The sequence below is a fragment of the Vibrio galatheae genome, from assembly GCF_000967545.1.
GTDB classification, from domain to species: domain Bacteria; phylum Pseudomonadota; class Gammaproteobacteria; order Enterobacterales; family Vibrionaceae; genus Vibrio; species Vibrio galatheae.
Window position 1 is genome coordinate 142695 of sequence record NZ_JXXV01000012.1, and the last position, 20549, is coordinate 163243.

The 20549-nt window shown below is 44.6% G+C and carries 19 protein-coding genes; 6 read left to right on the plus strand and 13 right to left on the minus strand.

Annotated elements, in window-relative coordinates:
- Positions 1-58: 58 nt before the first annotated feature.
- On the plus strand, positions 59-1318 hold the full coding sequence (locus TW81_RS06325) for a hydroxymethylglutaryl-CoA reductase (protein ID WP_045954950.1): 1260 nt from the start codon (positions 59-61) through the stop codon (positions 1316-1318).
- Between the two features lie 37 nt (positions 1319-1355).
- Here the strand turns inward: TW81_RS06325 and luxQ are convergent, their stop codons facing one another.
- From luxQ to TW81_RS06355, 6 genes are all read right to left on the minus strand, one after another.
- Positions 1356-3902, minus strand: coding sequence for a quorum-sensing autoinducer 2 sensor kinase/phosphatase LuxQ (gene luxQ / locus TW81_RS06330; protein ID WP_045954862.1), 2547 nt, complete (start codon positions 3900-3902; stop codon positions 1356-1358).
- Positions 3902-4999, minus strand: coding sequence for an autoinducer 2-binding periplasmic protein LuxP (locus tag TW81_RS06335; RefSeq protein ID WP_045954863.1), 1098 nt, complete (start codon positions 4997-4999; stop codon positions 3902-3904). The genes luxQ and TW81_RS06335 overlap by 1 nt, the downstream gene beginning before the upstream one ends.
- 147 nt (positions 5000-5146) lie before the next feature.
- A complete protein-coding gene (locus TW81_RS06340; protein ID WP_045954951.1) occupies positions 5147-6304 on the minus strand; it encodes a conjugal transfer protein TraF in 1158 nt (385 codons plus the stop codon).
- Between the two features lie 87 nt (positions 6305-6391).
- Complete coding sequence (locus TW81_RS06345; RefSeq protein ID WP_045954864.1) at positions 6392-6688, minus strand: GIY-YIG nuclease family protein; 297 nt, start codon at positions 6686-6688, stop codon at positions 6392-6394.
- Positions 6688-7341 carry a YceH family protein gene (locus tag TW81_RS06350; RefSeq protein WP_045954865.1) on the minus strand — a complete coding sequence of 218 codons (654 nt, stop codon included), beginning with the start codon at positions 7339-7341 and terminating at the stop codon, positions 6688-6690. Before TW81_RS06350 ends, TW81_RS06345 begins: the two co-directional genes overlap by 1 nt.
- 32 nt (positions 7342-7373) lie before the next feature.
- The gene (locus TW81_RS06355; protein ID WP_045954952.1) at positions 7374-7568 is read right to left on the minus strand and encodes a hypothetical protein; all 195 of its coding nucleotides are present in this window, start codon (positions 7566-7568) and stop codon (positions 7374-7376) included.
- 183 nt (positions 7569-7751) lie between these two features.
- Between TW81_RS06355 and TW81_RS06360 the strand changes: the two genes are divergently transcribed.
- Together TW81_RS06360 and TW81_RS06365 are read left to right on the plus strand one after the other, a co-directional pair.
- Positions 7752-8069 carry a DUF496 family protein gene (locus TW81_RS06360; protein WP_045954866.1) on the plus strand — a complete coding sequence of 106 codons (318 nt, stop codon included), beginning with the start codon at positions 7752-7754 and terminating at the stop codon, positions 8067-8069.
- A 298-nt stretch (positions 8070-8367) separates the two neighbouring features.
- Positions 8368-8613, plus strand: a complete 246-nt coding sequence (locus TW81_RS06365) for a YgjV family protein (RefSeq protein ID WP_045954867.1) — start codon at positions 8368-8370, stop codon at positions 8611-8613.
- A 113-nt stretch (positions 8614-8726) separates the two neighbouring features.
- Here TW81_RS06365 and TW81_RS06370 read toward each other — a convergent pair whose 3' ends face one another.
- The gene (locus TW81_RS06370; RefSeq protein ID WP_045954868.1) at positions 8727-9344 is read right to left on the minus strand and encodes an OmpA family protein; all 618 of its coding nucleotides are present in this window, start codon (positions 9342-9344) and stop codon (positions 8727-8729) included.
- 268 nt (positions 9345-9612) lie between these two features.
- Between TW81_RS06370 and TW81_RS06375 the strand changes: the two genes are divergently transcribed.
- Both TW81_RS06375 and TW81_RS06380 read left to right on the plus strand, forming a co-directional pair.
- Positions 9613-10233, plus strand: a complete 621-nt coding sequence (locus tag TW81_RS06375; protein WP_045954869.1) for a thioredoxin domain-containing protein — start codon at positions 9613-9615, stop codon at positions 10231-10233.
- 17 nt (positions 10234-10250) lie between these two features.
- A complete protein-coding gene (locus TW81_RS06380) occupies positions 10251-10724 on the plus strand; it encodes a BamJ family beta-barrel-assembly machinery protein (RefSeq protein ID WP_045954870.1) in 474 nt (157 codons plus the stop codon).
- 81 nt (positions 10725-10805) lie between these two features.
- On the opposite strand, the gene TW81_RS06385 is transcribed toward TW81_RS06380, so the two are convergent.
- The 5 genes from TW81_RS06385 to nrdD form a co-directional block, all read right to left on the minus strand.
- Entirely contained in the window at positions 10806-11189 is a 384-nt protein-coding gene (locus TW81_RS06385; RefSeq protein WP_045954871.1) for an NUDIX hydrolase, read from the minus strand.
- A gap of 212 nt (positions 11190-11401) precedes the next feature.
- On the minus strand, positions 11402-12088 hold the full coding sequence (locus tag TW81_RS06390) for an ATP-dependent zinc protease family protein (RefSeq protein WP_045954872.1): 687 nt from the start codon (positions 12086-12088) through the stop codon (positions 11402-11404).
- 61 nt (positions 12089-12149) lie between these two features.
- Positions 12150-13331, minus strand: a complete 1182-nt coding sequence (locus TW81_RS06395) for an amino acid aminotransferase (RefSeq protein ID WP_045954953.1) — start codon at positions 13329-13331, stop codon at positions 12150-12152.
- Positions 13332-13484: 153 nt separating this feature from the next.
- Entirely contained in the window at positions 13485-13952 is a 468-nt protein-coding gene (gene nrdG / locus TW81_RS06400; protein WP_045954873.1) for an anaerobic ribonucleoside-triphosphate reductase-activating protein, read from the minus strand.
- A 68-nt stretch (positions 13953-14020) separates the two neighbouring features.
- Positions 14021-16141 (minus strand): anaerobic ribonucleoside-triphosphate reductase, encoded by a 2121-nt coding sequence (gene nrdD, locus TW81_RS06405; protein ID WP_045954874.1) that lies wholly within the window; start codon positions 16139-16141, stop codon positions 14021-14023.
- 293 nt (positions 16142-16434) lie between these two features.
- Here nrdD and TW81_RS06410 point away from each other — a divergent pair, with 293 nt between their 5' ends.
- Positions 16435-17319 carry an endonuclease/exonuclease/phosphatase family protein gene (locus tag TW81_RS06410; RefSeq protein ID WP_045954875.1) on the plus strand — a complete coding sequence of 295 codons (885 nt, stop codon included), beginning with the start codon at positions 16435-16437 and terminating at the stop codon, positions 17317-17319.
- Between the two features lie 80 nt (positions 17320-17399).
- Here the strand turns inward: TW81_RS06410 and TW81_RS06415 are convergent, their stop codons facing one another.
- Positions 17400-20549, minus strand: a complete 3150-nt coding sequence (locus tag TW81_RS06415; protein WP_045954876.1) for an efflux RND transporter permease subunit — start codon at positions 20547-20549, stop codon at positions 17400-17402.

Below are 20549 nucleotides of genomic sequence, written 5' to 3' on the forward strand. Positions count from 1 at the left end.
CGTTGTGTTCCTTTGTCTATTCGCTAGAATGCACCCAAACTTTCCGTTTCAAAACGCAATGCCGAAATTAAATTTTTCTCGTCACGTTACATCACTCTTTTCACCACAGCCGTCAAATGGTTCGACATTAGAACAAAAACTCAACCCAAGTTTTGGTCGATCACCGCTTAGATTGACACCAAGCCCTTACATCAGTGATAAGTCACTGACTAAACGCTGGTCGAAACTCGCAACGCTGACTGATCAAGCGCTGCTGCTCGATGAGATGACGCTCGAACATGCCGAACTCTATAATAAAAATATTGAACACTTTATCGGAACAGTGAAACTCCCGGTTGGAATTGCAGGTCCGCTACGGGTTAACGGGTTACACGCCAATGATGATTATTTGGTGCCACTCGCTACCACAGAGGCGGCTTTAGTTGCTTCGTATAATCGCGGCGCTCAGCTTATCACCGAAGCAGGTGGAGCGAGTGCGATGTTGTTAAACGAAGGAGTCAGCCGCACACCAGTGTTTATTTTCAACTCACTGCTCGAAGCTGGCCAATTTGTGGCCTGGGTTGTGACGCAATATGATCATTTTAAACACATTGCTGAATCGACGACAGCGCACGGGAAACTTCACGACATTAACGTCAATCTGGAAGGCAACCATGTCTATTTGGTCTTTGAGTACCACACTGGTGATGCGTCAGGACAAAACATGGTTACCATCGCAACCAATGAGGTTTATCATTTCATCTTGTCGCAGTCTCCGATTGAGCCGAAAGAAGCGTTTCTCGACGGTAACCTGTCGGGTGACAAGAAACCAAACGCCCATACCTTACGCCATGTACGTGGCAAAAAAGTGGCCGCTGAGGTCAAGCTAAGCAAGCAGTTGGTTGAGAAATACCTCCATACTACACCAGAAAAAATGATGCGTTTCGGGCAAGTTACCACTACAGGAGCAGCGCTTAGTGGTGGTATTGGCGTCAACGCGCATTATGCCAATGCCCTCGCAGCGCTCTATATTGCTTGTGGACAGGATGCGGCTTGTGTCGCGGAATCTGCTGTTGGAATAACAAGAATGGAAGTGAGCGAAGATGGCAGTCTTTATGCTTCTGTTACTCTACCTAACTTGATGGTTGGCACTGTTGGTGGCGGTACTGGACTCCCGACCCAAAAAGCGTGTCTTGAGATAATGAAACTGTCTGGCAGCGGAAAAGCTAAAGCGCTTGCTGAAGTTGCAGCAGCGCTTTGTCTGGCAGGAGAGCTTTCCATCGTTGGCGCATTTTGTGCCGACCACTTTTCCCGCGCGCATCAAAAACTCGCACGATAGAAGTCAAGATAAAGTGGCGATGGTATACACTCAGCGTTTATTCAACCAATGAGTAGTGATGGCGCTTGAAATGGATAAACGCTTTGTTGAGTGCCACTTCTTTAATCGGTTTCACAATCACATAGTTGGCACCAGCGCGCAAAAACTCGTTTTCAGTCTCTTGCATACCATCTGCGGTACATGCATAGATAGGAACAGAAAGCCCTAAATCATGTCGAATGATATCTGTCGCCTCAATGCCACCTAAATTGGGCAGTTGGTTATCCATTAAAACCAAAGAAATTGAATTATCTGCTTTAAGTACTTCGATCGCTTTAAGCCCATCGACAACCCATGAGACCCTCATGCCGTATTTTTCGCAAAACGCTTTCGCGATAAAAGCATTGGTGTGATTGTCTTCCACAAGCAATACGTGAATAACCTCGCTAAATAACGTTGCAGGGTCAGCTTCGAGACCAGCATGACGAGAGAGTTGTTCCTGACCGATTTGCAAAGGTATCTCAACGGAAAATTGCGTCCCTTGACCTAATTGACTGTCGAGAGTTATTTTCCCATCCATTATAGTGACAAGACTGTGAACAATCGCCAACCCCAAGCCACTACCACCATACTCGCGCGTTGTCGTCGCCTCAGCTTGAACGAACGGTTCGAATATATCTGTTAATCTTGCTTTCTCTATACCGATCCCTGAATCTTGAACGTCGATTGAAAACAAGCAATCGTTATTTTGGCACTCAACGTTTAGGCGAATTTTGACGCTACCTTGATGAGTAAACTTAACCGCATTGCTGACAAGATTAAAAATGATCTGGTTAAGTCGCACTTGATCGCTGTATACCCAAAGCTGATTGTCAATATCACTTTCAACAATAAATTCTACGCCTTTGCTGTCACACAGTGGTTTGAAAATTTTGTCGACCGTACTGGTTAGTTCGATAAGTCGGAAAGCATTTTTTTCAATATGAAATTTCCCTTGCTCGATTTTTGAAAAGTCGAGGATATCATTCAGCACCGCTAACAGATGCTCACCGCTGTTGCACAAAATCTCCATATGTTCGAGATCTTGTTTGTCTTTCATTTTGCCTTTCAGCAATTGAGAAACCCCAAGAATCCCATTCAGAGGAGTTCGCAACTCATGACTCATACGGGCAAGGAAATCAGCCCTAGCTCGTGCCGATTCTTCTGCTTGTTCACGCGCGGCTTCACTCTGTCGTTCTGCTTCGATAAAGGTAGTTATATCTTGCCCTTGAGCCATGATATGAGTAATACGGTTGTCACTCGAAATAGGCGACAGGTTCCACCTGAATGTTTTGTGATCGATCGTGGTATTGATCCCCGTTAAGGTTGCGCCCTGAGCGCACATTTTTATATGTGGCCGTAAATTCCTAATTAGCTGGTCCTGCACGGCTCCACGACGGAACGAACGCTCAGCGGCGGGATTAACCCTGTCCAGTTTTCCGTCGATGTTCCACAAGGTGATCGGTGATAGTGAAAAATTAAACAGCTCAGTAAACTGCTTCTCTTGCTCATGTAAACGCTTAAATGATCGTTCGAATGATCCAGCAATTTGGTCAAACTCTTTAATACTAGAGCCGACAAACTTACTCGCCTTTTGCTCTTGAATGGTGGTCTCGGTATAGCGCATCAAACTTTTCAGTTCGTTAGATACTCGCTTGCCCAACCAAACGCGAGTGTATATTGTAATGCAAACAACAAAGAGCGTAGTGACCAGAATCCAAACATAATGGCTCCGAACGAAAGCTTGAACGTGTTCATTGCTTTGCACAGTGTAAACCGAAACAAAGGTTGGAACATTGTTGATGGTTAAATCGGTTCTCGAAACCATGTATCGGCCATCACTGAGTGATTTGGAAGATTGCTCCAGCCATTCGCTGTATTTTTCTTGCTGCCTTTTGCTACTCGATGCAATTATTTCAGAACCCACCGCAAGGAGTATTTCGTCTGCATTACCACTTTTTGAAAACGCATTCACCAAGGCAAAATTGTTGTTTAAAACAAAACCAATATAGAGATAGCCAACCACTTCACCTGAGTTACTGTCGACGATAGCAGTACGTCGCATACTCAAGTATCTCATTCCCAATGCTGACGGCGATTGAGAAATGTGCCAACCCAACCCTGTCACCATGCCTTTACTGAGGCTATTGATTTGCTCTGAAGAAATACCATAGAACTGTAGGTTTGCGTCATCCCAAATAATTTCATTGTCACTGCTTATGTACCGAAAATCAGGGGCGATGTCAGGTGACAGTTGATCAATACTATTGAAAAAGCTGTCGAGTATTTGGCTATTTTTGCTCCGAGTTCCAGCAATTAGGGTTGGATTTCGGCTGTAGCTATCTTGTGTTATTTCTAGCGATTTCACCCGAAGATTAAAGATCTCTTGAACCAGACTGCTCGTTTGCTGTTTTGTGCGCGCCACTTCCTGCTCAACCACATCTCGGTTGACTTGATAATTTTGCAGAATAACAACGAAAATCAACACACCAATACTCAGAAAGATTGATGTGGTGAGAATCGTTGCGAGTCGGCGCTTGCGTCCGTGTCTGTTAATCAATCGCATTATTGATCTGAGTACCTAAACGCTCGTTGTTTGAGCTTCTGTATCCTGCTTACGTCATCTTTGCTAGTGACCAGTTCAAAATCCCCCGAGTAGACATGAGGGACACGCTTCCCTTCTAAGTCCCATTTAATGGCCTCAGCCATCGCGATTCCAGTATCATCGTTCATTCTCATTACCGTTACGTCGAGGGCACCTTCATTGATAGCGTCTAACTCAGCGGTGCCGCCGCCCCACCCGTTCACAAGCACATCTCGACGGCCAAGCTCAGCCAATGCATCGGCGGCACCTAGCGCGACATCGGTCGAGCAAGCATAAATAAACTGAAGATTCGGATCTTTACTCACCGCAATTTTGGCAGTTTCATAACCAGACTCGCGGGTAGCTTTGGTGTAGAAGGAAGACGAAAGTTTATAGCTATCTTGGTGGCTCATCTCTTCAATGAAAGTATCACCGCGTGCATCGCTTACATAACCTTCAGAAAAATAGAGCACTGAATAACGACTGTTTTTCGCAACCGTGTTTTGGTAATACTCGCGAATAGCCCGAGTACCTTTAATATGGTCGAAACCAACATACATGAACGGCTGTTGCTCACTCCATGCTCTTACCGGCGTGGTGATATTTTGCAAAATCAGCTTGGTATTCGTTGAGCTCAATACATGTTCAATAAACTTGCGATGCCGAGTAGTATCCAGCGTGAATACCAAGTAGTCAGCATTATTTTGTACCGCTTCCAACAAGGATAAACTTTGCTGACGTACATCGACATTAGGGCGAGTAAATACTTGGTTTATCTCGTAATTGATTCCTAACTTTTCTAGGCGCATTTCAAATGCTTTGATGTTACGGATCCAATAATCTGAAACCTGTTGTCCAGGATAGACCACGGAAATCGAGATTGGCTTAGATTGTGTCACAGACAGAGGTGTGGGAGTCGCTCGTACAGTTTGACTCAACACTTCCGTCAACTGCTTCTGCTTTGGATACGCATTGAGGTAGTCGTCATACTGCCAATATCCAGTAAGAACTTGAGTTGTGTGCGCAGACACTAAAAACGGACACAGCACTAGCAAAGGCAATATCGCTTTTTTTGACATTTAATTTTCTCTTATTTCTAGCCAAACGTTATATTTTTAAATCATTTATGCCACATAGATGATTTGTATTAATTGTTCAGCCGAGCATGTAATTACTCTATGCAACCTATTAATTTTGCTCGGCTTTATTATTATGCCTATTCCTTGTTAGAACGTAAAAGCTAAATTCCCCGATACGCCGAACTGGTTGTCTCCCGCATAGCTACCCGCAAGGTCGATGCTCACAAGATCCCCTGGGCTGATGCCTAATCCGAGCGTAAATGAGTCATCAAGTGTATCTTCGATATCGGTTTCGTAGCCACCTCTTAATTGAACCCAACCATACAAGTTACCTTCGACCCCTACACGCAGAAACTGAGTATTATCATTAAGACCGATAAAACGTTTCTGCTTAGTAAGATCCCAATCGATAGTGGCAGTAAAATATTCCATCGTATACGCACCAGATGCTGTCACCTGAGTATTTAACTTGTAGGTGCTAACTCCACTAATGTTCAAAGTATCGATCTCTTTTGAAAAGAGGTCTTTTACGGCCAAACCAATGCGATAGTTATCGACGAACCAAACCGCACCTAAATCAATATTGAAGGTGTTTTTCTTAGTTTCACTTTGATCATAGTCACTCAAATCAAAGTCTTCGACGGAGAGGTTTTGCTTGTACGTTTTAAGTTGTTGATATTTTGGGCTGACGCCAATCGAAACATCCTGACCACCGATCAACATCCGCTTAGCAAACGCAATACCAAACTCAGAATAGCCAAAAGCGATCATGTCGACTGCAGAAGACTCATAGCGCGTTTGCACAGCAGCGGGTGCATCACCACCATCTGCTGCAATTTCTGGAGAAGCGACAATTTCCGCGTAGCCACGTGAGAATACGTTTGCAGACACGACATCGATCGGAAACGCTACCGCGATGGCGGCACCCGCAGTTACCGCCAATGGCCTGTCATCTGAAAGTTGGGTTAAATAGCTATTGAGCTGCGCTGCCTGAGCGGGATCACTGCTACCGCTATTTTCAAATGATTTAATGGTATCTTGAAGACTATCAAGGGTATCGAGGGTCTCATCTTTATCTCGAACTCTTGCACCTATACCTGGGATCAGCAAGCCGAAATCATCTTCATCACGATGTACCGCGGTCAACGCCGGATTGTAGAATGGCGCTAGCACATAGTCAGCACTCGTCACCCCAGTATTACCCATCCCGTTCCCTCTCCCGTCAGGAACAACGGTCGCAGCGTACGCTACATTAAGGGCAACAAAGGGACAAACCACCACTGATATTTTTGTTAATTGATTCATATCCATATCAACCTTTTTTATTACTTCATAGTCAAGGTTAATACAATTTGAAAACATTGCCGGGAGAATTAATCAATTAGTATCATATCAATCTAAGATGGCGCTAAGCTGACTAGTAATGAGTCGCTCTTTCTTGTATTTAGGCAGGCGTTTAATTTGATATTCGATTTTGGAAGCATGGCTCCTATCTACGCCAACCACTTGATACCACTCAAGCGTCAACGGGCCTTTGCCTTTGAGTGCTTTAGCGCCCGTTCCTTGTTGATGCTGCTTAAAACGGCGTTGTACATCCGTAGTAATGCCGCAGTACAACGCATTGTTGCGCATTCGAATAAGATACACGTACCAAGTTGAATGCGCCTCAGCTTGTTGTTCTACCAACATTATTGAGCAAACTGTTCAACTAAACGACGTAGTTCGGCCAGTTCTTCCTTTAGTTGAGTCACTTCCATTTCGAGCTGGTCAATTCTCGCGCTGCTGCTTCCTGTCGTCGTTGGTGCAGCGGCCATTGAGCTTTCTACATCAACTTCACCGCTAAATAGGTGCATATAGCGTGATTCTCGCTTACCCGCTTCACGCGGCAGCTTGACCACCAAAGCACCTTCTTCGCGCGAGGCCATTTTGTCTAACACCGCTTCGAGTTCTTTGACATCAGTAAACTCAGCCAATCTGTTAGTGCGGGTACGAAGCTCCCCCGGAGTCTGAGCACCACGCAACAACAAACAACAAACAATACCCTTCTCTTGTTTAGTGAGCTTAAGGTCGCCAAACTCAGTGTTACAGAATCGGTGTTGGAATTTGTTAGCCCGGCTATTAAAGCCACTTTCATCACTCACGAGTCTGCGACTTATCAACGCGTCCACCGCTTCTTGCACATCAATATCACTGAGCGACATCACTGGCTCGCGGTTGCTTTTTTGGTTACAAGCCGTAGTTAAACTATTTAAAGTCAGCGGATAGTAGTCTGGCGTTGTCACTTCTTTTTCAATCAGACAACCAATGATGCGCGCCTCAATAGGGGTTAGCTCGATATTCATATTACGTCCTTATGTATTTTTCGCTTGCGGAGTTAATGCTCAGCAAGGATAGGAACTTTTTTAATATTTCCGTTCTCATCGATCATTACTATATTACTTCGATTGAGTTCTACTTCGGTCACTTCTTGTTGGGTACGTTCTTTTCTATATGCGTTAACAAGTTTTGTTGAGCGTAGGGCAGTAGGCTCTTGTTCAACCAGAGGGATAACGATCTGAGACGTTCTCATTTGCTTTTCACGTAAACTTTGAAAGGTTGAATCATAGCTCGAAGTTTCGTTTGTCTCAATTGGATGGCAACGGATCGGTGATAAAATCGTCAACGCCCTGTAATGATTGATCATAAGACTGTTCTCACATGGCTTGTTATGATTTAATCATTGTTAGTTAATCAAAAATTAGGAAAGGGACCTATGAGTGGTGTATTTGAAATCGTGTCTCAAGCACGTCGTAAGAACAAACTAAAACGTGAACTTCTTGATAACGAGAAGAAAGTACGTGATAACCGTAAACGTGTAGACCTACTAGAAAACTTGCTCGATTACATCAAACCGGACATGAGTAACGAAGAAATCGTCGGCATTATTAAAAACATGAAAGCTGACTATGAAGATCGTGTTGACGATCACATCATCAAGAGTGCGGAAATTTCTAAAGAGCGTCGTGATATTAGCCGTCGTATTCGCGAGCTAACTGAAGAAGATAAAGTCATTCAAGGCAAAAAGAAGTAATACTTTTGCATTACTGCCAATAAAGCCTACACCCATGTGTAGGCTTTATTTTTTTAAAACAGGCATCGTTCGAATCAATTGAATTGGTTATTACAATCGCACAAACAACGTAAAACGTTTGCGTAATCGCTAACCTTCTCCGTTCGTATTTTTGGGGCTTCCATCACATATTCAGTCCTGCTATATTTCACGTCAGTTAATCATTCAGACCATTCGAGGCACGGAGCTTCCTCACATATCTCAAGAAGAGAAGAATTGGTACCGACGAAATGTCGGCAAAATTACAGAGGGTCAAATTATGGATATGGTTGAAATTTTAGGCTACGCAGCATCTATCATGGTTGCAATTTCATTGACAATGAAAGACATCGTTCGTCTTCGTGTTCTTAACTTCATCGGATGTGGGCTATTCACAGCTTACGGCTTAATGATTGATGCATGGCCTGTTGTTGTGACCAACGGTTTCATTGCATGCGTAAATGTTTACTTCCTTGCAAAAATGCAAAGTGAGAAAAAGAGTGAACAAGTAGAAAGCGCAGCTTAAAGCATTGCGTAAACTGAATCTGAAAAGCCCCAAATTAGAATGCTAATTTGGGGCTTTTTGTTGTGTGCGAGTTCAAATGCCACACACAAATAATCGGTCAGGTTATTTAACTGCTAATTGTTAGCGACAATAAACAGTACTTCGACACGTCGATTACACGCTTTACCTGTTTTGGTCTTGTTGGTACACGCTGGAACATATTCGCCGTAGCCACGAGTGAAAATGGATTGCATGGCAACATTGTTACGCACTAGCTGCTGTTTAACTGCCGTCGCACGTTTCATAGACAATGTGTCATTAAACGTAGGCGCACCTGTGCTGTCGGCATGGCCATCAATTACAATATCAATACCGGGTTGTGTGGCAAGATAGCTGCCCATCATATCAAGCCAATATTGGGAGTCTGAAGAAACACGAGAAGAACCGCTGTTAAACTTGATCGTATCTTTAAGCTTAACCATTACGTGGTTACCTGGAAGCACTTCGTAATCGACCCCATTGCTGAGCAAAAAGTTCTGTAAATCACTGTAGCTTTGCGTGCGCTGCTGCCCCATTGGGCCTTTAACACCCGAACTGGCTATAGTAGGTTGTGCGCCCCACTCTGGGTAACGGACATCAAAATCAGAGCTCGGCGCAGTATCTAACAGATCACCACCCAACATAGACATTTCGTCTGTCAAACTGCTACACCCTGAAAGCGCCAGGATTAAGGGTAGAATTAAGTACTTCATTGAATCACCGTAGTTTCCAAACCGATACATAATCTATATCGGCAAATTCACTATTACTTTAGCCAAGGGATAAAGTTTTTTCTGTCCTCGCTATACGCCACCTGAGTCGTGCAAAGTTTAAACAAATTACATTTTTAGCAATACATTTGCTACGCAATCTTGCAGCACTGGTGTTTCTCTTAGGCTTTATAACAAGTAGAATCGACGTTAAAACAAATGAGTGGACTAGATTTTTTGGTATTCACTCTTTTCACATTGGGATAAATAAATGCGTAACATCATCACGGTTTTCGTTATTGCTCTAACAGCACTACTGTTCGGCTGCACAGAGAACTCAGGCCCCGTAAAAGGAAAACAGTATGATCTGTTGCCAGTGAGTCTTGTCGACTATCAGCTAGCTCCTGTAACCGAAGTGTTCTCGCTAAACTGTGGTCACTGCAAACAGATGGAAAACAACATCCCGAAGCTTGAACAACTGACTGGGCAAAGCATCGGCAAAGTACATGTCACCTTTAACGAAAGCGCCAAAGTTGGTGCGATGATCTATTACGCCGCAGAAACTCAGCTGGGAAAGACACCGGATCATGACATGATGACTGAATTCTTCGCTGCGACGCAAATGGGCGACGGCGCTACCCTGACGGATAAAAAGAATGCCATCGATATAGTCTTCCACAGCCGCGAGCTAGTGAGCCCATATGATTTCAACGAAAATCAGCAACAACAGCTTTTCGATGCTATGGAAAAAGCCCATAACGTGACTACACTAGGGCAAATAAACGCTGTCCCCACATTTATTGTCAACGGAAAATATCAAATCCTTACCGGTGGGCACAGTGATATCGCAAGTATCGCAAACACCATGAACTTTTTACTTACTCAACCCTGATTCAACGGAAAGGAATTATGTCTAAATTTGTATTCCCGATTATCATTTTCATCTTAGCCGGATTTTTTATCTACCGTACTTACACTAACCATAAAGCCAGCGAGTCTAATTTCTCAATTGGCCAAGCCTTCTTACAAGAGAATGCTAAAAAAGAGGGTGTAGTCGTGACTGAAAGTGGGCTGCAATACGAAATCCTGCACAAAGGTGACAGCTCAGAACACCCAACAGCAACAAGCACAGTCAAAGTCCACTATCACGGTACACTTATTGATGGCACTGTGTTTGATAGCTCTGTTGAACGCGGTGAACCCATTAGCTTCAAGCTAAACCAAGTCATTCAAGGCTGGCAAGAAGGTTTAACTTACATGTCTGTTGGCGATAAGTTCCGTTTGTATATTCCAAGTCAGCTTGGCTATGGCAAAAATGGGACGGGTCCTATCCCTCCAGCGGCAACGCTGATCTTTGACGTAGAGTTGCTAGAAATTCAATAACTGCACATAACCAAAAAAGCCAATCAACGCTGTTGTTGATTGGCTTTTTCACATTCAAATGACTATTTTACTTTACGCCATCTATTCCTGTAGCAGATGACGTTTAATAAAATCGACGTCGGCTTGATAAAAAGCCTCCAATGGGATCTCATTAGGTGTCAGCCACTGGAATATATGTTGTTGCTCTACATCCTCAATATGTGCTTCATGTTGATCATCGGCGTTAAAAATTGCGTAATAGGTACGCCCACCCAAGTCATTCACCGCACTGAAAGTAGCCGAATGTTTCACACGTTCAATCTTTGTTTCGTCAAATAGCTCTCTGGCCGCAGCGTCAGTCGCTGATTCGTATTCTTTAACGGCACCACCGGGAAACTCGAATACCCTATCTTTAGCCTGATTATAACGTTGTTTAACCAAGACTTTGCCGTTTTTACGTACCACAGCCATTGACAGGTGTTTCATATCTGACTCCTTGTTTTTATTATTACGCATTCTCACCAACCGAGTATTTGTAGGGGGGAAATTGATGTAATGCGTATGACCGACTTTAAGCGCGTAAATAGTAACGTAACGGTATGAATTTCACACACACAAACGATAAAAACATGATCTGACAAATAAAAAAGCCAGCACATTATTTGTGTGCTGGCTTAATAGATAGAGAAACAACAGGCTTATTTATGTTTGTCTTGGATATATTTCTGGCCTACATCGACAATAGCAACATCTTTGAAAAAGCTACGCCCTAACAAAAGCGGGAACGTAAGGTGAGTTCTATCTGTCAGAGTGAAGTCTGTTTTCTCTTTAAGGTCGCCTAATTGGATCCACGCTTCAACCACGGCTCGTTGCTGAGAGTCTTCACTGGTCGACTGACGAACCTTAACCCAACGTTTTACAGGCAACGCGATCTCTTTACTTTTTATCCCTTCGTGCTCAACCTTGAACTTAACCCAGTCTTTGCCATCTCGCTCAAATGATACGACATCGACAGCACTGACTGAAGAGGTGGTTGCGCCTGTATCAATGCGAGTTTTAAAGCTCTGCTCAAGCCCTGGTACATACACCCATTCTTCAGATCCTAACAACAGCTTTCCATCAGGTGTTTTCTTTAATTTTTCTTTAACAACTGGTGGCTCAGGTTTAGGTTCTGACTTTGGTTCTGGTGCGACTTCCGGCTCTGGTTTTGCAGGTTGTTCTACCTCTTCTTTTGGCGTTTCAACCTCAGAATTCGGCAGTTCTTCTTTAGGTTGTTCAACTTGAGGTTTCTTCTCTGGCTCTGCTGGCTGCTCTCCAGTGGTTGAACACGCCATCAATCCGCCACTCAATAGAAATGGAATCAGTGCTTTCCACGTTTTTTTCATTTTTCCACCTAACTTCGACAAAACAGAAGTGCTTAAAATGGGGCTAATAGCCCCACTACACCTAAGAAACTTTGATTATTGCATCAGCAACGTAAGGAATGTCCTTCTCGGTCAAGCCTGCAATATTGATTCGACCGTCACCTACTCCATAAATTCCATATTCTTCACGAAGTTGCGTCATCTGGTCTTGACTAAAGCCTAGCACAGTAAACATGCCTTTGTGACTCTCGATAAAGTCGAATTGTGAAGTATTGTGGGTATTTCTCAATTCATTACACAAAGTCTGACGCAGACTTACTAAGCGTTGCTGCATCGAGCTCAACTCTTGCTTCCATACTTTAGTCAATTGATCATTTTGCAAGATAGTTTTCACCAACGCAGCGCCGTGATCAGGCGGCATGGTATACGTTGCACGTGCGAGTGTGAGTAATTTACCTTTGGCGTTGTTTACCTCGTTTTGAGATTTACCAACCACAATAGCGGCTCCAGTACGCTCACGGTACAAACCAAAGTTTTTCGAACATGACGTGGTGATCATCATCTCTTCAACATTGTTTGCCATATGACGTAGACCTAAAGCATCTTCCTCAAGACCATCGCCAAAACCTTGATACGCAATGTCGACAAATGGAATAAATCCATTCTTTTGAGCCAGCTCTGTAATCGCTTGCCACGCAGCAAAATCGATATCGGCACCCGTTGGGTTATGGCAGCAACCATGCAAAAGCACGACATCTTCTGGTCCTGCCTGCGATAAGTCAGACATCATTTTATCAACGTCTACTTGCTTGGTCTCTGAGCTAAAATAGCTGTAGTGCTTTACTTTTAGACCAGCAGCTTCCATAACAGGTCGGTGGTTAACATAGCTTGGGTTAGAGATCCAAACCGTTGTGTTTGGTTGAGCCACCTTCATCAAATCACCCAACATGCGTAGTGCACCACTTGCACCGGGAGTCTGAATAGCCGCCACACGGTCCATTGCTGATGTACCATCAAGCAGTAGATTAACCATCGACTGGTTAAACTCTTCACAACCGGCAAGGCCTACGTAAGATTTGGTTTTTTGCTCAGCAACAACAATATCTTGCGCTTGAGAAATTGCTGCCATCACAGGCGTTTCACCTGCACTGTTTTTGTATACCCCAATGCCTAAATCAACTTTTTCGGCGCGTGGGTCATTGCGATAAGCAACAGATAGAGAAAGAATAGGATCCAGTGTTGGAGTCGGTAAGTGAGAAAACATGAAAGTCACAACCCTTTGAAATTCAAGTAACAGTAATGGCTGCCAACTTATCATCAAATTGTCGTTCTAGAAATAAAATCTTATCGCCTTAGTGAAAAACATGATAAACCGCTGTAAAAATTAACATACAGTTAACCTAACAACCCGATAGCTCTAGAGGATAAAGTGATGAATGATCTGATTTGAGCTGCCGCGCCACTCTAAATTGAGATCTCGTTTGTCTTGCTCATATTTACCATCAACCAAGGTATCTATGTATTGGACGACTTCGCGCTGTGCATCACTTAGTTCATTAAGGGTGTAACCAGTCCAGAGCCAGATATCTTTATTCGGGCACTCTGTTCTCACCCGTTTCACCAGTTTCAAGATGTGGACAACGTTGGCGGGGTGTAGCGGATCGCCACCCGACAATGACAAACCACGGCGTTTGATTCGAGTATCGTTGAGATCCGCAATGATTTGGTCTTCAGCTTGTTGAGTAAATAACACACCAGAATCCAAACGTTGCGTTGATTGATTGTAACACCCTCTGCACTGATGTACGCATCCAGATACGAACAGAGTACAACGTGTACCTGGCCCGTTAACGACGTCGATTGGATAATATTGGTGATAGTTCATGGTTTAGTCTGCAAAGAAAATGAGCCCTAACACTTAGGGCTCGGTTAAATGGAACTGAATTTTTTCTATTAAAGGTGCTTAACGCGTCGTTTCACTTCTTCTTGCTTGCCGAAGTTAAACGGTCTAGCGTCTGGGCTGCCAAGGTAACCACATACCCTGCGCGTGACAGATACTTTGGTCGAATCATGGTTACCGCAGCTTGGGCAGGTGAAGCCTTTGCTGGTACAATCGAATTCACCGTTGTAACCGCATTCGTAACATTCATCTATCGGTGTATTCGTCCCATAATAAGGTACGCGGCTATAGCTGTAGTCCCAGACGTTCTCCAAGGCTTCTATGTTGCGCTGCATGTTGGGAAACTCACCATAGCAGATGAACCCACCGCTTGAGATGCTTGGATAAGGCATTTCAAAGTCGATTTTGTCGTATGGGTTGACCTTTTTCTCTACATCCAAATGGAAACTATTGGTGTAATAGCCCTTGTCGGTAACTCCCTTAATCACACCGAACTCTTTAGTATCGATGCGGCAGAAACGACTGCATAAGTTCTCGCTTGGCGTGCCATATAAGCTGTAGCCATAACCTGACTCTTGCGCCCATTGATCGACCTTTTTCTTAAGGTATTTAACAATATCTACCGCTTTTTGACGCAAAGTTGCATCATCGTAAACATGGGCTTCATCACCGAACAAGGCATTAATCGTCTCATGAATACCAATGTAACCTAACGAGATAGACGCTCGGCCATTTTTAAAGATATTCGCAATTGGCTCATCAGCTTTAAGGCGAATACCACATGCCCCCTCCATGTATAAAATGGGAGCAACACGTGCTTTAACATTCTCTAAGCGAGAGATGCGGGTTTCAAGAGCACGGCGAGCCAGATCTAAACGTCGATCGAGCAACTGATAGAATTGCTTTTCATCACGCTGCGCGGCCAGCGCGATCCTAGGGAGGTTCAAGCTAACGACACCCAGGTTATTACGCCCTTCATGAACAAGCTCACCATTTTCTTCATAGGTGCCCAAGAAGCTACGACAGCCCATTGGCGTTTTAAACGAGCCAGTAATCTCAACCACTTTGTCGTAGTTAAGAATATCTGGGTACATACGCTTAGACGCACACTCAAGCGCAAGCTGCTTAATGTCGTAGTTCGGATCCTCTGACTTATGGTTGAGGCCATCTTTGATGCCAAATACCAATTTAGGGAAGACAGCCGTTTTACTGTTCTTACCTAAGCCTGCAATACGGTTTTTAAGAATCGACTGCTGGATTAAACGTGATGCCCAACTGGTACCCAATCCAAAACCGAAAGTGACAAATGGGGTTTGGCCATTGGCCGTGTGAAGCGTGTTGACCTCGTACTCAAGTGACTGGAATGCGTCGTAGCACTCTTTCTCGGTGCGTGCGGTTGCGAAGGCTTCAGGGTTTGGAATATCCCACTGTTTGGCGATTTCTAGGTGCTTGTCATAACTGGTCATCACATAAGGTTCAAGCACTTCATCGATACGGTTGATAGTCGTGCCGCCATAGATGTGACTGGCTACCTGAGCAATTATCTGTGCGGTGACTGCGGTCGCAGTAGAAATTGATTTTGGTGTATCAATTTCCGCGTTGCCCATTTTAAAGCCATGAGTCAGCATGCCTTTTAGGTCAATCAACATGCAGTTAAACATAGGGAAGAACGGCGCGTAGTCTAAATCGTGGTAGTGAATATCACCCACTTCGTGTGCATGGACGATATCACGAGGTAAAATGTGTGTCTTCGCGTAGTGCTTCGCAACAATACCGGCCAATAAATCACGTTGCGTTGGGATAACTTTGCCATCTTTGTTAGCGTTTTCGTTGATTAAGTCGACATTGCTCTCTTCAATCAGCCCTTCGATTTCGCGCGTAAGGGTACTTTGCTTTTCGCGCGCGATATCTCGGTCATGACGATACTCAATATAAGCACGGGCCAAAGATTTATACGGCCCTTGCATCAGTTCGTTTTCGACTAAGGTTTGGATTTCGTTGATGTGTACTTCATCGTGATCATTTAGCTGAAGTTCGACCGCAAGCGCTACATTCAATGCATAAATTGCGACCTCTTTATCTACCTGCTCGGCGGCTGATTCTACAGCCGCTTGTATGCGATCCCTTCTAAACGGAGCCCGAGAGCCATCACGCTTGATTACGATTGGTTTCACTTTTTCTCCTTACCCCAGCATACTCACAGAGTTATCCACAAACACACTATATAGGGCATATTATTATCCGACTAACACTATATATTGTGGCGTATTTAACGAAATGCCACAGGGGAAAGTATTGATATCGATCAATAAAAACAGTGCCTAGATTAAGATCAAATCGATCTTGGTGGCTCGGCTCCCACTTGCGAAGAAAACAATGAAAATTCTAAAAATGTTACTGCGCCTACTTGATTTTTCTAGACCTCTTATTAGATAAAGGCTTTCACACTCAACTCGGATTTATCCTTATGCTAACCGCTAAAACTCGCTTGCTGATTCTCACTTTGGCGCTCTTTTCGCTAAATACACTGGCTAACGATAAGCTCAGTTACGCAACTTGGAATTTAGAATGGTTAACCAGTCAGCCATCCGACAAGTTTCCAGCTTCGCAGCGCAGCAAAAAAGATTTTGATGCATTGAATCGCTACTTTGTGACTCTTAACAGTGACGTCTTGGCGTTTCAAGAAGTGGCAGACCTTGACGCACTGCGCAAGGTGATTGGCGATAGTTACACCATCTATTTATCTCAACGCTCTTTAGAGAGCAATCAGCGCTATCAATTTACTGATATTAACCAATATACTGGCGTAGCAATAAAACATGGTATCAAGGCAGCCAACATGCCTGATCTTAAGCTTGATAACGATGCCAATAGCAAGCTTAGATTCGCAACTTATGTGGTGATTAACGCAGATGCACAACCATTACACCTCCTTTCGGTGCATTTGAAAGCGCGCTGCTCTGGGGCCTATAAAGATGGACGCGCTTGCCGCACTCTCAAGCGACAGTCTCAAGCGATCAACCACTGGATAAAGCAACGGGAAGATTCTGGGGAAGTGTATGTTATTGCTGGCGACTTCAATCACAATCTCGCCTATGGCGGGGACTGGATGTGGCAAGATCTCAGTGAAGGAACCACAGCGCAGTTGGCAACATCAACAACTCCTGCACTATGTAAAGTTCGGTCACGCAATCAGCCGGATAAAACCCACCAGTTCCGTTCTCTGATTGATCATGTCGTCACAAGTAAGCAGTTAGAAGTATCTGAGGTAAAACAGCAAGTCTATCAAGTCGACGATCTATTCAAATATCAACTCAGCGATCACTGCCCAATGCAGTTTACATTATACTAGGGTCTGTTGAAGTCGTTGGCTTAGGCTTGAAGCTAACAGCAAAACCCCGCTAGGTAAGCGGGGTTAAAATGGAGAGTTGATTAAGCAAAACGCTTACGCATCGCGACATAGTAGAGCACAGGGATCACTAGCAGAGTTAATACGGTAGAGACAAAAATACCGAATATCAAACTGATAGCGAGACCGTTGAATATCGGGTCATCAAGGATGAACACCGCACCAATCATCGCCGCAAGTGCCGTCAACATAATAGGTTTTGCCCGCACCGCCGCAGATTGAATAACTGCCTCTGCAAACTCAACCCCCTCTGCAACTTGCTGATTAATAAAATCGACCAACAAAATCGAGTTGCGAACTATGATACCCGCAAGCGCAATCATGCCGATCATCGATGTTGCAGTAAACTGCGCGCCTAACATCGCATGGCCGGGCATCACACCAATAATCGTTAATGGGATCGGCGCCATAATGATCAGCGGTACGAGGTAAGACTTAAACTGCGCCACCACTAGTAGGTAGATGAGAATCATACCCACCGCGTACGCAATTCCCATATCTCGGAACGTTTCGTAGGTAATCGTCCACTCCCCGTCCCACAAGATTGAAATGCCTTCTAAACCATCAGGTTGATTGATGTAGTACTGCTCAACCGGCATTTTGTCATCGATATTGCTGCCAATAGTAAACATGCCATAAAGCGGACTATCCACCGAGCCAGACATATCACCGACGACCATCACCATAGGCACGAGGTTCTTATGTACGATATAGTCATCCATGCGAGTTTGGCGCACCGTAACCAAGTCCGACAAAGGATACGCATGGCCATTTTGGCTGCCCACTTTAATGTTCAGCACTTGTTCTAGACGAACTTTAGCACTCTCACTGGCTTGAATCTGAATCGGCACTGGGTATTTACTGTGCTCGCTATGCAGATAGCTGACCGGTTTACCACCAACGGATGTTGCTAGCGCGTCAACAATCGAAGCATACGGCACTTGGAAATGTGCGGCTTTGCTACGGTCGATGACCACCTGCCATTTCTGATGAAGTTCAGGTAAGTACATATCAACATCAACAATATCGTCCGTTGCTCTGAACACTTCTCGAATATCCCTCGCCGCTTGATTACGCAGCTCTGGGGTTGGCCCATAAACTTCCGCTAAAATAGGTGACCAGACTGGTGGCCCTGGCGGCACTTCAACCACTTTGACTTTACCACCGAATTTTTCCGCAACTTGATTCAAGATTGGACGAATCGAAGAAGCGATTTCGTGGCTGTCACGGTCACGCTCTTTACGACCGACAAGGTTAACTTGGATATCACCTTGATTTGCCTGACTGCGCATAAAGTAGTGACGAACTAAGCCGTTGAAGTTGATGGGCGCTGCCGTACCTGCATAGATTTGGTAATTAGTCACCTCTGGCACTTTGTTAAGCTCTTCACCCATTTCGAACAATACGCGCTGAGTGCGTTCCAACGACGCCCCTTCCGGCATATCAAGCACAACTTGGAATTCTGACTTGTTATCAAATGGCAGCATTTTAAGCACAACGGCTTGGAACACAGGTAGCATCACCGAACCTGCAATCAACGCCAAAATAGTCAACAACAGCATGAAGCGATTTCGACCCTGCGTCTTGGCCGTCACAAATGGCGCCATGATTTTATGAAATATCGAGTTTGCGGCGGTCTCTTCCCCATGATGAGCAGGTTTCAAGAAGTGACTTGCTAACCAAGGCGATACCACGAAGGCGACGACTAACGAGATCAACATACCCATTGAGGCGTTAATTGGGATTGGACTCATATATGGCCCCATCAGCCCACTAACGAACGCCATAGGCAACAACGCGGCAATAACAGTCAGTGTCGCGAGAATCGTTGGTCCGCCGACCTCATCAACGGCGCCAGGGATCAAATCTTGCAGTTTGGCTTTGCCTTTGGACATATGACGGTGGATGTTTTCGACCACAACAATCGCATCATCAACCAAAATACCGATTGAAAAGATCAACGCGAACAGTGACACGCGGTTTAAGGTAAAGCCCCAAGCCCACGAAGCAAACAGTGTGATCATCAAAGTGACAACGATAGCAAAACCAACCACTAAAGCTTCACGCCAACCCATGGTAAGTAAAACCAAGATCACGACTGCGGTGGTGGCGAACGCGAGCTTACCGATTAGGGTATTACTTTTATCAGCGGCGGTTTTTCCATAGTCGCGCGTGATATCAACGTGGATGCCATCTGGAATCAGTTGATTTTTCAGTTCAAGCACTCGCGCTTCAATGGTTTTGGCGACATTAACCGCGTTCTCTCCCGCTTTTTTAGCAATTGCAATCGTCACCGCTGGGTAAACTTGTTGTTTGTCACTGGTCCAAACATTTTGCGTCGGTGTGTCTGCTCCTAACTTCACCTCTGCGATGTCTTCTAGGTAGACAGGCGCGTTGTTGTGCAAGCCAATAACCAGTTGTTTCACTTCCTCTATACGAGTAAGAAATTGCCCCACTTGGACAGGAAACTCTTGATTATCATGGGTTAAACGCAACATAGGTGAGCTGTTATTTGCGGACGGTAAATGCTGATTAAGCTGATCAAGCGTGATACCAAAGCTGTTCATCTTCGCTGGGTCAAGACGTACATCAACAATCGTGCTATGACCCCCCACAGTATAAATATCGCGAGTTCCTGGAATTCGTTTAAGCTCTGCTTCCAACCCATGGGCAACTTGCGTTAACTGCTGTTGATCCAATCGCCCGGTTTGATCGCTCAGTGTCAAGCTAACGATAGGTACGTCCTCTATCCCTTTTGGCTTGATAATCGGCTCACCGACGCCCACACCTTGTGGCATCCAATCTTTGTTTGAGTAGAGCTTATTGTAGATTCTCACCACCGCATCATTGCGACTAACACCAACCTCAAAGATAGCAACGATCATCGCCCCATCTGGCTGAGAAAATGAATAGAGCTTATCGATACCTTGAATTTCGGAAATGATCTGTTCTGCTGGCGTCGTAACAAGGCTTTCTACTTCTTGTGGCGACGCACCAGGGAAAGGAATATAAACATCCGCAAAGGTCACATCGATTTGCGGCTCTTCTTCTTTTGGCGTCACGATAACCGCAAATAACCCCATTAGCAGGCCAACAAGAGCCAGTAGTGGTGTCATTGCCGAATTTTGGAAGGCCGCTGCAATGCGACCCGATATACCGAGTCGATTGTCCAT